The organism is Shouchella rhizosphaerae (assembly GCF_036700015.1).
GTDB lineage: Bacteria > Bacillota > Bacilli > Bacillales > Bacillaceae_D > Shouchella > Shouchella rhizosphaerae.
This window is the reverse complement of sequence record NZ_CP144921.1, coordinates 2,720,697-2,732,842: the sequence shown is the minus strand read 5'-3', so window position 1 is coordinate 2,732,842 and position 12,146 is coordinate 2,720,697. Positions and strand designations below refer to the sequence as shown.

Annotated in this window: 12 protein-coding genes and 7 tRNA genes; 3 read left to right on the top strand and 16 right to left on the bottom strand. The window is 40.6% G+C overall.

What is annotated here, in order from left to right; translation table 11 throughout:
• Nucleotides 1-165 precede the first annotated feature (165 nt).
• Entirely contained in the window at nucleotides 166-678 is a 513-nt protein-coding gene (locus V5G21_RS13555; protein ID WP_011245680.1) for a cupin domain-containing protein, read from the top strand.
• Between the two features lie 164 nt (nucleotides 679-842).
• Here V5G21_RS13555 and V5G21_RS13550 read toward each other — a convergent pair whose 3' ends face one another.
• The 3 genes from V5G21_RS13550 to V5G21_RS13540 all read right to left on the bottom strand — a co-directional run bounded on the left by V5G21_RS13550 (nucleotide 843) and on the right by V5G21_RS13540 (nucleotide 5,225).
• Nucleotides 843-1,652, bottom strand: coding sequence for a class I SAM-dependent methyltransferase (locus V5G21_RS13550; RefSeq protein ID WP_338464820.1), 810 nt, complete (start codon nucleotides 1,650-1,652; stop codon nucleotides 843-845).
• 315 nt (nucleotides 1,653-1,967) lie between these two features.
• Nucleotides 1,968-2,519: an SMI1/KNR4 family protein gene (locus V5G21_RS13545; RefSeq protein WP_035204960.1), complete on the bottom strand. Its 552-nt coding sequence runs from the start codon at nucleotides 2,517-2,519 to the stop codon at nucleotides 1,968-1,970.
• A gap of 504 nt (nucleotides 2,520-3,023) precedes the next feature.
• Nucleotides 3,024-5,225: an MMPL family transporter gene (locus tag V5G21_RS13540; protein ID WP_035204962.1), complete on the bottom strand. Its 2,202-nt coding sequence runs from the start codon at nucleotides 5,223-5,225 to the stop codon at nucleotides 3,024-3,026.
• A 137-nt stretch (nucleotides 5,226-5,362) separates the two neighbouring features.
• Between V5G21_RS13540 and V5G21_RS13535 the strand changes: the two genes are divergently transcribed.
• The gene (locus V5G21_RS13535) at nucleotides 5,363-5,896 is read left to right on the top strand and encodes a TetR/AcrR family transcriptional regulator (RefSeq protein ID WP_035204963.1); all 534 of its coding nucleotides are present in this window, start codon (nucleotides 5,363-5,365) and stop codon (nucleotides 5,894-5,896) included.
• A 125-nt stretch (nucleotides 5,897-6,021) separates the two neighbouring features.
• Here V5G21_RS13535 and V5G21_RS13530 read toward each other — a convergent pair.
• The 8 genes from V5G21_RS13530 to V5G21_RS13495 all read right to left on the bottom strand — a co-directional run bounded on the left by V5G21_RS13530 (nucleotide 6,022) and on the right by V5G21_RS13495 (nucleotide 7,399).
• Nucleotides 6,022-6,106, bottom strand: a tRNA-Leu gene (locus tag V5G21_RS13530).
• A gap of 6 nt (nucleotides 6,107-6,112) precedes the next feature.
• A tRNA-Leu gene (locus V5G21_RS13525) sits at nucleotides 6,113-6,198 on the bottom strand.
• A gap of 24 nt (nucleotides 6,199-6,222) precedes the next feature.
• Nucleotides 6,223-6,299, bottom strand: a tRNA-Asp gene (locus V5G21_RS13520).
• Between the two features lie 7 nt (nucleotides 6,300-6,306).
• Nucleotides 6,307-6,382: transfer RNA gene (locus tag V5G21_RS13515), tRNA-Val, on the bottom strand.
• Between the two features lie 257 nt (nucleotides 6,383-6,639).
• Nucleotides 6,640-6,711, bottom strand: a tRNA-Glu gene (locus V5G21_RS13510).
• Between the two features lie 7 nt (nucleotides 6,712-6,718).
• A tRNA-Ser gene (locus tag V5G21_RS13505) sits at nucleotides 6,719-6,806 on the bottom strand.
• Between the two features lies 1 nt (nucleotide 6,807).
• Nucleotides 6,808-6,882 (bottom strand) — tRNA-Asn (locus V5G21_RS13500).
• Nucleotides 6,883-6,934: 52 nt separating this feature from the next.
• Nucleotides 6,935-7,399, bottom strand: a complete 465-nt coding sequence (locus V5G21_RS13495) for a SprT family protein (protein ID WP_011245675.1) — start codon at nucleotides 7,397-7,399, stop codon at nucleotides 6,935-6,937.
• A gap of 81 nt (nucleotides 7,400-7,480) precedes the next feature.
• On the opposite strand from V5G21_RS13495, the gene cmpA reads away from it, so the two are divergent.
• Nucleotides 7,481-7,624 (top strand): cortex morphogenetic protein CmpA, encoded by a 144-nt coding sequence (gene cmpA / locus V5G21_RS13490; protein WP_094423742.1) that lies wholly within the window; start codon nucleotides 7,481-7,483, stop codon nucleotides 7,622-7,624.
• Between the two features lie 27 nt (nucleotides 7,625-7,651).
• Here the strand turns inward: cmpA and V5G21_RS13485 are convergent, their stop codons facing one another.
• From V5G21_RS13485 to V5G21_RS13465, 5 genes are all read right to left on the bottom strand, one after another.
• The gene (locus tag V5G21_RS13485) at nucleotides 7,652-9,814 is read right to left on the bottom strand and encodes a Tex family protein (protein ID WP_051881238.1); all 2,163 of its coding nucleotides are present in this window, start codon (nucleotides 9,812-9,814) and stop codon (nucleotides 7,652-7,654) included.
• Between the two features lie 99 nt (nucleotides 9,815-9,913).
• Nucleotides 9,914-10,540, bottom strand: coding sequence for a SpoIIE family protein phosphatase (locus tag V5G21_RS13480; protein WP_011245672.1), 627 nt, complete (start codon nucleotides 10,538-10,540; stop codon nucleotides 9,914-9,916).
• Between the two features lies 1 nt (nucleotide 10,541).
• On the bottom strand, nucleotides 10,542-11,327 hold the full coding sequence (sigB, locus tag V5G21_RS13475; protein WP_011245671.1) for an RNA polymerase sigma factor SigB: 786 nt from the start codon (nucleotides 11,325-11,327) through the stop codon (nucleotides 10,542-10,544).
• Entirely contained in the window at nucleotides 11,287-11,769 is a 483-nt protein-coding gene (rsbW, locus tag V5G21_RS13470) for an anti-sigma B factor RsbW (RefSeq protein WP_035204967.1), read from the bottom strand. The genes sigB and rsbW overlap by 41 nt, the downstream gene beginning before the upstream one ends.
• Nucleotides 11,769-12,098 carry an STAS domain-containing protein gene (locus tag V5G21_RS13465; protein ID WP_011245669.1) on the bottom strand — a complete coding sequence of 110 codons (330 nt, stop codon included), beginning with the start codon at nucleotides 12,096-12,098 and terminating at the stop codon, nucleotides 11,769-11,771. The genes rsbW and V5G21_RS13465 overlap by 1 nt, the downstream gene beginning before the upstream one ends.
• Nucleotides 12,099-12,146: the final 48 nt, after the last annotated feature.

Sequence of the window (12,146 nt, the reverse complement as noted above, 5' to 3'; positions counted from 1 at the left end):
CGTTTGATTTCAGTCATGATAGCCCAAGCCCTGTAAGAGGTGTTTTCCAATTAAATCCAACCTGTCTTGTCATCAAGTTACAAAACCAAATATATGCTCGTTAAATGCAAGCACTCTTACTAGGCAGTTGCATATACTGTAAAAAAGCCTAAGGAGAGATTTGCTGTGAATTACTACTATAATTCATTTTACAACAGTCCCCAAAACCTACCTGAATGGAGAGGTATTCCCTATTACCAAACACATAACATGTACAGAACAGTGCCATACCAACAACCCAAAACGGATTTTGGGAAAGAGCCCTTTACATTAAACATCTCACAGGCTTCCAAAAATAATAATACCTACCGCACTGTCATTTGGACTGGTGAACATCTACAAGTAACCTTAATGAGCATTAATGTTGGTGACGATATCGGGTTAGAAATACACCCTCAAACGGATCAATTTTTAAGGATAGAACAAGGTCAAGGCTTGGTACAAATGGGTAGCAGCCCCAATCATTTAACGTATCGAGCAAATGTTTCCGAAGATAGCGCAATTATGGTTCCTGCTGGCACATGGCATAATGTTACCAATACTGGCCCTGTCCCTTTAAAACTTTATTCCATCTATGCGCCTCCACATCATCCTTATGGAACAATCCAACCAACAAAGGCAGATGCTATGGAATCGTGAGAAGGAAAAAGGCCTTGCTTCGGCAGGGTTATTTTTTATCGTTTGCGCTCCTTTTTTTGGGTTTGTGGTTTTTAAGACAGCACCATCGTAACCAATCTTAAATCAAGGGGGGTCCTATTAGATTACGACAAAAGAAGAAACCTGGTATTCAGCAAGTTCTTTTCTTAATAAGGTTCACTTACAACATACATTCCTGAGTCTTTACTAATATGGATATATCCTTGTGTGTTTTTCTTACTTTCTAAGAAACTAATAAATTGATCATATCTGCCTTGCTTGTTTAAAGCATCTTCAAGTCCTGTATCTATCGAAAAGATATAATCAGCCAAATCTTGAACATTCGTAACTCGTAAGTTAGATTCGTACTTCAATAACTGAACACGATTAAAAGAGCTTCGTAATGCTTTTTCCCCATTCTCAAGACCAAAATACGTTGAATGGATCGGTTTAATGAACGGTAATGAGGAATCAAACTCTTTAACAAAATGATAAATCTCTTTCATATGACTATTACCATTAGTCGCAGCATAAAAAAGACCATTAGGTTTCAATATTCTTTGAACCTCTTTTAAAGCTGCTTCTATGTTTGGAACGTGATATAACATATGATTCGCTATAACAATATCAAAAAGTGAGTCCTCCAAATGCGTAGCTTGAATATCCATTTCTCCAAAAGTTATATTTTGTTTTTCAGGAATATTTCGTTGCGCTTGACTAACCATCCCTTTAGAAAAATCAGTTAGTATAATACTCCAGTTTTCTCTAATTTTCATTAAATTTTCCGTCCATAAGTATCCTGATCCGCAACCAAATTCTATAATGTTACTCTCATCATCAAATTGAATATTGTCAAACACCCATTCATGCCAATCTATTCGATTGGTGCTATATTCTTTATGTAATCTTATTCGAGCATCAAGTTTTGATGAATTTACGTACTGTTGGTTTAAGAATTGATTAGAGTTAGTTCGCATAAGATTCACCTCTCTGCTATTTTAAAATATGATTTTAACTTGGATAGAGTTGTCTATGTATACATTCACTAAATAATTCCTTTAACCTGCAATAAATAATCGTAAGAGAAGGTGACTAGCCTCCGACCTCTGTCACCACAATACGCACGGTTCCGTATATAGCGGCTCAATTTTAAGCACGGAAGCTATTGTAATGTTGTACACAGGAAATTAGCCGAAAACATATCGTTCGGTCTTTTATGTCTTCACATCTCCTTTTTCTAATCCCAAGCCCCTATCATTGAAAAGATTGACAGATAGAATACATTATTCATATTAAAAAAGGCTATCTTTTCTTGGATAAGAACGATAATACACTTCCGCACTGGCATTCCAATCCCAAAATACTGATCCTTGTGAAAGAATGTATCTCTCCAGAAACATTTCAAAACTTGAATTCAAAGGTCTAGGCTCATCCACATCTTCTAAAATATAAAGATAGTTCGGGTTTCTTTTTTTAACCTTTTTCTTATTGATAATTAAATGACACTCTTCAAGTAGAAATGCAATAGGGATGTCTTTAGTGTCAAGATACTTCTGAGCTTCTTTCATTTGATCAAGATTAAACAGCCTTAAGCCACCACCCGCAGGCTCACCAAAAAGCAAATTCCCATAAATCCTTGCTCCATTATGGAGAGACAGGAACTCTTTAAAATCTGAAGGGATGTTTATGCCTTGATCTTTTTCGAATTGTGAAAGATGATTTTCAGTAACTGGCTCATTGAATGAACAAAAGCATTCCTGTGATGTGAGAAGTGATTTAATTTTCCCCTCCTCATTTAATGCTTCTTTAAGACTATCTAAGATTTCCTTCAAAGTGCTCGACATTTTCTTGCCTCCTATTATCTAGTAAGCGTTCCACCAAGGTGTTGCTTTTTTGTAATGAAAGTCTCTAGGTAGATGAAAAAGGTTGTTCATTGCATTCGTCCCACCGTACTCTAAAGGAATGACGTGGTGAAGATCATAAGCTTTCCAACTTATTTTTGGAGCAGCATACTGACCAATATATTAGCGTCTCTTTGATCAGCACGTACAACCTTCATATCTGCTTGCGCAGGAGCTAGCATATACCTTTTATTATGTAAATTATAGTGTTAAGGATTATAACACTGCTTTGCCGTTTGTCAAAAATGCCCAGTAGAATGTTGCTTGTAATGGGAGCTAGCCCTGTCCACGCTGCTAGCATTATTAATAAATCAATAAGAAGACCATGTAACTGGTAAAAATTAAAAAAGCACCAAAGCTCTAAAAGCCTTGGTACTACTAGTATGCGGTTGAGAGGAATCGAACCTCCACGGAATTTAACTCCACCGAAGTTTTTGGATTGTCACCTTATTCTTTTTCTTCTTTTTTAATCTCATGTAATAATTTTTCACCTTCTACATCAATGTTAGGCATGATTCTGTTTACCCACTTAGGTAAATACCAAGCATGTTTACCTAAAAGAGTCATTACCGCCGGTACTATAGTTAACCTTACAATAAATGCGTCAAACAACACTCCAAAAGCTAATGCCATACCGACGGATTTTATCATTGTGTCAGGAGTCGCCATGAATGCAAAAAATACAGTCATCATAATCAATGCAGCTGTTACGACTACTTTGCCCGAATCCTTAATCCCTTGTAAAACAGCTTCTTTTGCATTTCCAGTTTCACTAAAAACTTCTCTCATTTTACTAACTAAGAATAACTCATAGTCCATAGCTAATCCAAAAAGAATTCCAATAGTTACAACAGGTAAAAATGATAAGATCGGACCGGATGATGGAAATCCGAATAGTTCAATTAGGTTACCATCTTGTATGACAAAAACCATAAAACCTAAAGTAGCACCTATTGATAAAACAAATCCTAACACGGCTTTTAATGGTACAATTAATGATCTAAATACAGCTACAAGTATTACATAAGCTAATACGATAATTAAACCACCGAAGATTGGCAATGCTTCAAATAACTTGGTCGAAATATCAAAATTCATAGCCGTAGTTCCACTAACCATAAGATTAATGTTATCTTCGTTTTCAACGTCAACTGCATATTCTCTAATATCATCTATAACATCTTTAGTTTCTTGATCGTCTGGTCCAGTATTAGGTGTTACGTTAAAAAGAAAGAAGTCTTGTGATTCATTAGGTATTGGCCCGACTACTGAACTTACCCCATCTATTCCTTCAATGTCTGTTAAAATTTGACCTAAAGATTCTTCTGTATTCTCAATGTTAGTAGGAACCTCGGCTCCAACAATTAATGCAGAATGAATACCTTCACCATAAGCCTCCGTTTGTAAATCATAAGCTTTTCTTTCAGTGGTATCTTCATGATTGGTCATCTCAGTTGATGGTAAGCCTAATTGCAAATTAACTACTGGAATACTAATCAATATAAGTAATCCTAATGAAACCAGTACTACACTTTTGGGGCGTCTTACTATAAACTCTCCCCATTTATTTGATGAACTTCCGTTTTTATTCCCTTTTTTAGATAATCTTCTTAATAATTTATTTTCATTGTCCGGACTAATTTTGTTACCCAGTAATGACATAATTGCTGGGAGTACAAGTATAGATACAACTACTGATAAGAATATGCTAATGGCTGATGTTACACCCATTACCGTTAAGAAAGGAATACCTGTAACGGCTAATCCTAATACACCAATAATAACAGTGATACCAGCAAAAACAACGGCTGTTCCAGCTGTACCATTTGCAATCGCAATTGAATCAACAATGCTATTCCCTTTTGCCCTTTGTATCTTAAATCGATTAATAATAAATAGTGCATAATCGATCCCTAAAGCCAAACCTAGCATGGCAGCTAACACGATAGAGACAGATTGAATTTCAAAAATATGTGTTCCTATAACGATCGTTAATAAACTAATACCTAACCCTAGAATAGCTGAAACAATTGGCAATCCAGCTGTAACAAACGATGCAAACATGATAGACAAAATTAGAAATGCGATTACGACTCCCACTGCCTCTGTCATATGAGAAAAGCCATTCGCACTAAATACTACTGAATCACTAATTAGTTCTGACTGAATATCATTATCTCTTGTAATATCCAAGGCACTTACAATATCATCTTTAGTTTCTTCTGAAACTTCTGCCCCAGCTAGATCGAGATACAGTTCAGCATATCCAATCATATTATCCTCACTAATATTTCCTAAATCCCAAGGTGGAATAACTCCTTCCACATGAGCAATATCCATCAACTCAGATATAAGTTCACCTATATTTCCTTGCACCGAATCTGAATTTAAATCTTCTCCCTCAGGAGCTTTAAATACAATTTCAATAGTACTGGTTTCATCATCTTCCATACCATCACTAAAATTTTCGGTAATGAATGTTGCCGCCTCATCTGCCGGTGTACCTGGTATAGTCATATCCTCTTCGAAATTTAAACCAAGGTTTAAACCAACAATTGCAAGCAATACTAGTATTGCAACCGTTGAAAAAATTACTTTCTTGCTATGAGTAATTGACCACTTAGCAATATTGAAAAGTTTATTTGCCATTTCTATATATCTCCCTCTATCCCAAATTTAAAACTAACAAATGTAAGTACATTTGTTATCATAACAACTAGATATTATATTCGCAAGCATTTAATGTTACAATTTTAAGAAGTAGTTTAAATTAAGGAGGTATACTATTGGAAAAATTAACAAGCGGTTTATCTCAATCTCAAAAATCAATTATGCAGGCAGTAGCTACCCTATTAGAAAAAGAACAATTAAAAAACCTTACAATCACCAAGGTTTGCAAAGAAGCAGGTGTTGCAAGAATTACTTTTTATAAATATTACGACACCATTAATGACGTCATTGAAGCTACAGCTCACTTGAAAGTAAGTGAGTTATTCATGCAATTTAGTAATAATACAATTGAAGATTTAGATGACTTTATTAATGGATTAACTTTAAGAATTTCAAGGAGTAAGAGTAGTATTAAAAATATGTTAGACCTTAATATGTCTCATATTTTATTAGTACATTTCATTTATGCAACCAAAGTTTACTTAGAGAAAAGTAACTTAAAGGTAACAAGAACAAAGCTTAATTTTTTTGCTGGTGGTATATTCAATGTAATCTCTGAATGGGTAAGGGATGATTTATCACTCGAGGATGAACTAAGAGGTCAATTAATCGAGATATTTGAATATATGCGTGTACTTAGTAATGAATAAGGACTAATAAATAGTTCTTATTCGTTTTTAACTTGAATCGATTATTTTAATTTCATACTTGCAATCCCTAAAATAAAAAAAGACCAAAGCTTTAAAAGCCTTGGTACTCCTACATTTCTTCTGTATGCGGTTGAGAGGACTCGAACCTCCACGGGATTTAACTCCCACTAGGCCCTCAACCTAGCGCGTCTGCCATTCCGCCACAACCGCGTATTCTGGTGCGGGTGAAGGGACTTGAACCCCCACGTCATAAAGACACTAGATCCTAAGTCTAGCGCGTCTGCCAATTCCGCCACACCCGCTGGCAAATTAATTTAAAATATAGATGGCGGTCCGGACGGGACTCGAACCCGCGACCTCCTGCGTGACAGGCAGGCATTCTAACCAACTGAACTACCGGACCTTGTTGATGGTGGAGGATGACGGGATCGAACCGCCGACCCTCTGCTTGTAAGGCAGATGCTCTCCCAGCTGAGCTAATCCTCCATTTTAGCTGCAGATAAGCTGCAAATCTCTTCGTCTAATTCGTGATTCTCTGTCAGTCACGTACGTTTGTACGCTCCTTCCTTCGAACACTTCTTATCCTCGACCTTTTTGCTTCTCTTTGCTAAACGTCTGCTGATAAGCTGCAAATCTTTTCGTCTCGTTGTTCATTCTCTAACAGCGATTGAAACGAACTGGTGCTGGAAAGGAACAATGGAACAGAACATGTCCATTTTCCTTTCAGCGCCTCGTTTTGCAAATGACCCGTACGGGATTCGAACCCGTGTTACCGCCGTGAAAGGGCGGTGTCTTAACCACTTGACCAACGGGCCAGAAGAGCGGAGAAGGAGGGATTTGAACCCTCGCGCCGCTTACACGACCTACTCCCTTAGCAGGGGAGCCCCTTCAGCCACTTGGGTACTTCTCCATGGCTCCACAGGCAGGATTCGAACCTGCGACCGATCGGTTAACAGCCGATAGCTCTACCACTGAGCTACTGTGGAATATGTACGCTTTTTTCCGCCTCTCCTTGGCGACTCTTATAATATAGCATAGTCACTTCCTTTGATGCAATACTTTTTTCGATAAAAATTTTAGTTTCCCGTGGCAGGTACCACAAACATATTTTTGCGTATTGATTTTTCGCCGCCGGTGGTATGTTCGGCTACAAGATGTACATGTATACACAAGAACGGTCTGTTCGTCTTGCGCTGTTTTGCAGTAGCGAGGTGCTCCTGTTTTGGCAAGCCATTCCTGAAAATCTTTATCGCCATGTTTGTAGCCTTTCCCTTCGAGATGAAGGTGGTAATGGCAAAGTTCATGTTTAATGATGCCGATCAGTTCTTCTTTGCCGTAGCGCTCATATTGCTTTGGGTTTAGCTCGATATCATGGCTTTTTAGCAAATACCTTCCCCCCGTCGTGCGAAGGCGGTTATTGAAGCGGGCTGTGTGTGTAAAAGGGCGCTTAAAAAAAGCAAGAGAAATCGTTTCTGTTAGCTGTTGCAATTCTTTGTTTGTCATTCTTTGTCCTCCATTAAAAACTATTCAACTCTGACAAACAGCCCAACATATACTACTTGAAACATGAGAGGAGCGTTCGATATGCCTATTTGGTTAAAGAAACAGCTTCGTAAAGCGTATGCTGAAAAAAATCGCCATCAATTGAAGCTTTTAAATCAATGTTGGTTTTATTATAAAGCAACTCATGGAGAAAACACGCTTTCTCAACATAAAGAACCGATGTAGGGAGCTTGAGACGCTCCCTTCATGCAGTTAGACAACAATTGGCGCCTTCATTGTCAGGCTGATGCGTCCTTTTTTCTCGTCAACGTCCTCTACCCAAACAGTAACAACATCGCCAATGGATACGACTTCCATAGGGTGTTTAATGTAGCGGTCCGACAATTTGGACACATGCACGAGACCGTCCTGTTTGACGCCAATATCGACAAAGGCGCCAAAATCGACGATATTGCGCACGGTTCCTTGAAGTTCCATGCCTTTCTCCAAGTCCTCCATCTTAAGAACATCTTGTTTTAACTGTGGCGCCGCTAATTCATCCCGTGGGTCTCGGTTCGGACGGGCAAGTGCGTCGATAATATCGGCTAATGTTAACGTGCCAATTTCAAGTTTTTCTGCTAATTCGCCTTGATTGAGGCTGTTTAGTCTTTGTTTCAGTTTGTCTGTGCCAATGTCTTTTGGCTCTGCCTCTACATACTGAAGGAGTTTTTTCGCCTCGTTGTAGCTTTCTGGGTGAATGGCCGTCGCATCCAATCGATTTTTGCCGTCTGGGACACGTAAAAAGCCAATGCATTGCTCATATGTTTTGGCACCTAAACGGGGAACGCTCTTTAACGCTGTTCTTGTTGGAAATGGCCCGTGTTCGTCTCGATAGGCAACAATGTTGGTCGCTTGCGTTTTATTAAGCCCAGCCACATAAGAAAGCAATGCTGCTGAAGCGGTATTGACATTGACGCCGACACGGTTGACGGCGGTTTCGACAACAAAAGCAAGCGACTCATTTAGCTTTTTTTGTGACACATCATGCTGGTATTGGCCGACGCCAACTGATTTTGGATCAATTTTGACTAGCTCTGCCAACGGGTCTTGCAGGCGACGGGCAATCGAGATCGCGCTCCGCTGCTCGACTTGGAGATCAGGGAATTCTGTGCGGGCAATTTCAGAAGCAGAGTAGACGCTCGCCCCCGCTTCGTTGACGATACAATAGTAAAGCGTATCATCGATCTCTTTAATCGTATTTGCGACAAATTGCTCGGTTTCACGGGAAGCTGTTCCATTGCCGATGGCAACCATTTTAACGCCGTATTTTGTCGTCACATTCCGTATGATCGCTGCTGCTTCTTCCGTTTTATGGTGTGGCGCTGTTGGGTACATGACCCCTACTTCAAGCGCTTTGCCTGTAGCATCTACAACCGCCCATTTGCAGCCTGTCCGAAAAGCTGGATCGATGCCTAACACGACTTTGCCTTTCATTGGCGGCTGCAAGAGCAGTTGCTTTACATTTTCTGCGAAAATCGCGATCGCCTGCTCTTCGGCTTTTTCAGTCAAAAATGCCCGTACTTCCCTTTCTAGCGAAGGCTCGACCAAACGCTTGTATGCATCTTCAATCGCCTCTTCCATAATGGGAACGACCGGTGAACCATGCTTTTTGATAATGAGGCGTTTAATTTGGTCGATAAAGGCATCGCTTGGGAAGCGTACGTGCACGCGCAATACCTCTTCTCGCTCACCGCGGTTAACGGCGAGTGTCCGGTGGGGCACCATTTTTTTAATAGGCTCTTGGAAATCATAATATAGGGCGTAGACGCCTTTTTCATCTTCTGCGCCGCCATTTTTTCGGCTTGTTTCAATGGTTGATTGCTTTAACGCCCGTTCACGGAGCGTCGACCGTATTTCTGGGTCTTCGGCAAACATCTCTGCTAGTATATCTTTCGCGCCAGCGATTGCCGTTTCACTGTCTGGCACTCCTAATTCTTGATTGATAAAGGGCGTTGTCGCTGTTTCTAGCGAAAATTCTCTCGGGAAAGATACTATTTCTTGCGCCAATGGCTCAAGCCCTTTTTCTTTGGCTGCGGTTGCCCGAGTGCGCCGCTTTTGTTTATATGGCCGGTATAAGTCTTCTAATGTTTGCAGCTTTCGAGCCGCTTTAATTTGCGCCTTTAATTCGGCTGTCAATTTGCCTTGTTCATCAATGAGGCGAAGCACTTCTTCTCGCCGCTGCATGACGCTTTCAGCATATTCGTGCGCATCTGCGATTGCTTTGATTTGCAATTCATCAAGACCGCCCGTTTGTTCTTTCCGGTATCGAGCAATAAAAGGGACCGTATTGCCTTCCTTTAACAACTCGACAACTTGCCTAACTTGTTTCGGGGCTAAGCCTGTTTCCGTTACCGTTTCGTTTACCAATTCCTCCATTGCCTTACCGTCCTCCAATCTCCGTTTATCATAGCACAAAAGCAAATAAACAAAAAAGAAACACCTCGCCCTGTAAGGTGTTTCTTTTCGCTTATCGCCCTATCCCCTATGTACCGCTGCAGGCACTCTAAATTTGCCGACCATTAACGTCGCGTCATCTTTTTGATTAAACCGTTTGGCTGCCACCACGTTCTCACTTACGTTGTATAAGCCACTCTGGTCAATTAGCGCTTGTTTTGGCGGAAGCCGGTCGACGCCATCTGTATAGATCATAAAGGCGCTACCAGGAGAATATAAGAACTTGTCGCTTTTGATTTTGCTTTTGCGGCCACACAAATAGCCTCGCGTCGGCATTGGCTGAATAAACGAGCCATCAGGATGGAATAAGACAAAGCCAATGTTTCCGAAGTTTGCGTAATGGAGGATGTTGCTTTCGTAATCAATTTTAATGACTGTCATAACAGCCCCCCGTTGATGGATCAAAGCCCTATTGCAATGTTCAAGAATCACATCGGCAGACTCAGCATGATACGTTTGCACCGCTTCTAGTGCCGTCATAGTAGAATGGTATGCCCCTTGGCCGCTCCCTAAACCATCGACAACGGCACATACTGTGTATGTGCCTTTTTGGATCACCATGTGCCCGTCGCCGCAAACAGCATTACCTGGTTTGATTTGCTGGACAGTCGCAATATCCGTATATTGGTCTTTAAAATACGTTAGCATTTCAGAAAATCTCCGTAGGCTCCACACGTATGGAGTCGCGCAGTTTTTGAAGTGCACGGCGTTGCAAACGGGATACATGCATTTGTGAAATGCCCAATTTTTCGCCTGTCTCTTTTTGGCTTAAATTCTCATAATAGGTGCATTGAAGAATGTCCTTTTCCCGTTCGTTTAGCACCTCGAACGCTTTTTCAAGCAATAACTTTTGGTCAGCTTGCTCATAGCCAGCCTCTTCATTGCCAACAAGATCAAGGAGCGTCACTTCTCCGCCTTCTTGGTCTGCCTCAAGAGGGCGATTGACGGATAGTGCTTGGTAACTTTTGCTCATTTCCATTGTCTCAAGCACTTCTTCCTCTGTCACTTGAAGGTACTCGGCAATTTCATGAACATAAGGGGAACGTTGCAACTCAATGGTTAGCGTATCCGCTGCTTTCTTAATTTTTGGCCCCAGTTCTTTGATGCGGCGCGGCACATGGACACTCCATGTTTTGTCGCGAATAAAGCGCTTGATCTCTCCTACAACTGTAGGAACTGCGAACGATTCAAAGCTTCTGCCATAGTCTTCGTTATAACGTTTCATTGCGGCGAGCAGACCAACCATGCCGACTTGATACAAGTCTTCATCGTATTCTCGCCCTTTTGAAAACTTCCTAGAAAGGGAGCGGACAAGCGCTTCAAAATGGTTTACCAATTTGATTTGGGCTTCTTCACTTCCAGTTTTTTGGTATTGTTCAATCCAAAGATAGATATCATCCTTGTTCTGACTGTAAGGAAGAGATTCCGTCGACACTTTCCTCCACCCCACTCTCGTAAAGATACTTTGTCATGACGAGCATCACGCCGTTATCTTCATTGATTTCAACTTTATCCATTAAACTGCTGATGAGGAATAAACCAAGCCCTCCTTCCTTTAAATCTCCAACTGGCTTTTTCGCATCAACTGGACCTAGTCGACTTTCCACATCTTTAATGTCAAAACTCTTGCCTTGATCAGCAACGACTACTTGAATTCGATCATCATAAATATAACAAGCTAAATAAATCGATCCACCTTCAGAATAGGCATGTTCTACGACATTCGTACATGCCTCGGCAACTGCGATCTTAATGTCTTCAATATCGTCGTAAGAAAAACCAAGACGGTTCGCGACGCCAGAAACGGTTAAACGCGCAATGCTGACGTATTCGGGCTTGGCAGGGATTTCCACGTGGATACGGTCATGTTGTTCCATTAACTCTGCCCCTCCTTCACTTCTTCAATCGTAATCACTTCATCCAGTCCCGTTATTGAAAATAGCCGTCTAACTCGACTAGACATGCCACAAAGCTTTAAGTTGCTGCCATTTGCATCCGTTGTTTTCAACACACCAACAAAAACACCAAGTCCAGTGCTATCAATATATTCCACCTCATTAAAATGAATCGTCATCTCAATACCTTTTTCCTTTGCTAGAGGAATGAGAGATTCACGTAGTTGAGGAGCTGTATAAGCATCAATCTCGCCAGCAAGGTAAATATGATAGGCGTTGTCTGTTTGTTCTGATCGTATTGTAAGGTTCATATGTAAACCGTCCTCCTCAAGCAATTAAGTTCCATTTCTCTTTCATAC

Excerpts from the sequence above, each read along its gene's own strand:
- V5G21_RS13465 (WP_011245669.1), bottom strand. The coding sequence starts at position 12,098 with ATGAACCTTACAATACGATCAGAACAAACAGACAACGCCTATCATATT.
- cmpA (WP_094423742.1), top strand. The coding sequence starts at position 7,481 with ATGCCTATTTGGTTAAAGAAACAGCTTCGTAAAGCGTATGCTGAAAAA.
- V5G21_RS13540 (WP_035204962.1), bottom strand. The coding sequence starts at position 5,225 with ATGGCAAATAAACTTTTCAATATTGCTAAGTGGTCAATTACTCATAGC.
- V5G21_RS13550 (WP_338464820.1), bottom strand. The coding sequence starts at position 1,652 with ATGCGAACTAACTCTAATCAATTCTTAAACCAACAGTACGTAAATTCA.
- V5G21_RS13545 (WP_035204960.1), bottom strand. The coding sequence starts at position 2,519 with ATGTCGAGCACTTTGAAGGAAATCTTAGATAGTCTTAAAGAAGCATTA.
- V5G21_RS13495 (WP_011245675.1), bottom strand. The coding sequence starts at position 7,399 with ATGACAAACAAAGAATTGCAACAGCTAACAGAAACGATTTCTCTTGCT.
- V5G21_RS13485 (WP_051881238.1), bottom strand. The coding sequence starts at position 9,814 with ATGGAGGAATTGGTAAACGAAACGGTAACGGAAACAGGCTTAGCCCCG.
- rsbW (WP_035204967.1), bottom strand. The coding sequence starts at position 11,769 with ATGGAACAACATGACCGTATCCACGTGGAAATCCCTGCCAAGCCCGAA.
- V5G21_RS13480 (WP_011245672.1), bottom strand. The coding sequence starts at position 10,540 with ATGCTAACGTATTTTAAAGACCAATATACGGATATTGCGACTGTCCAG.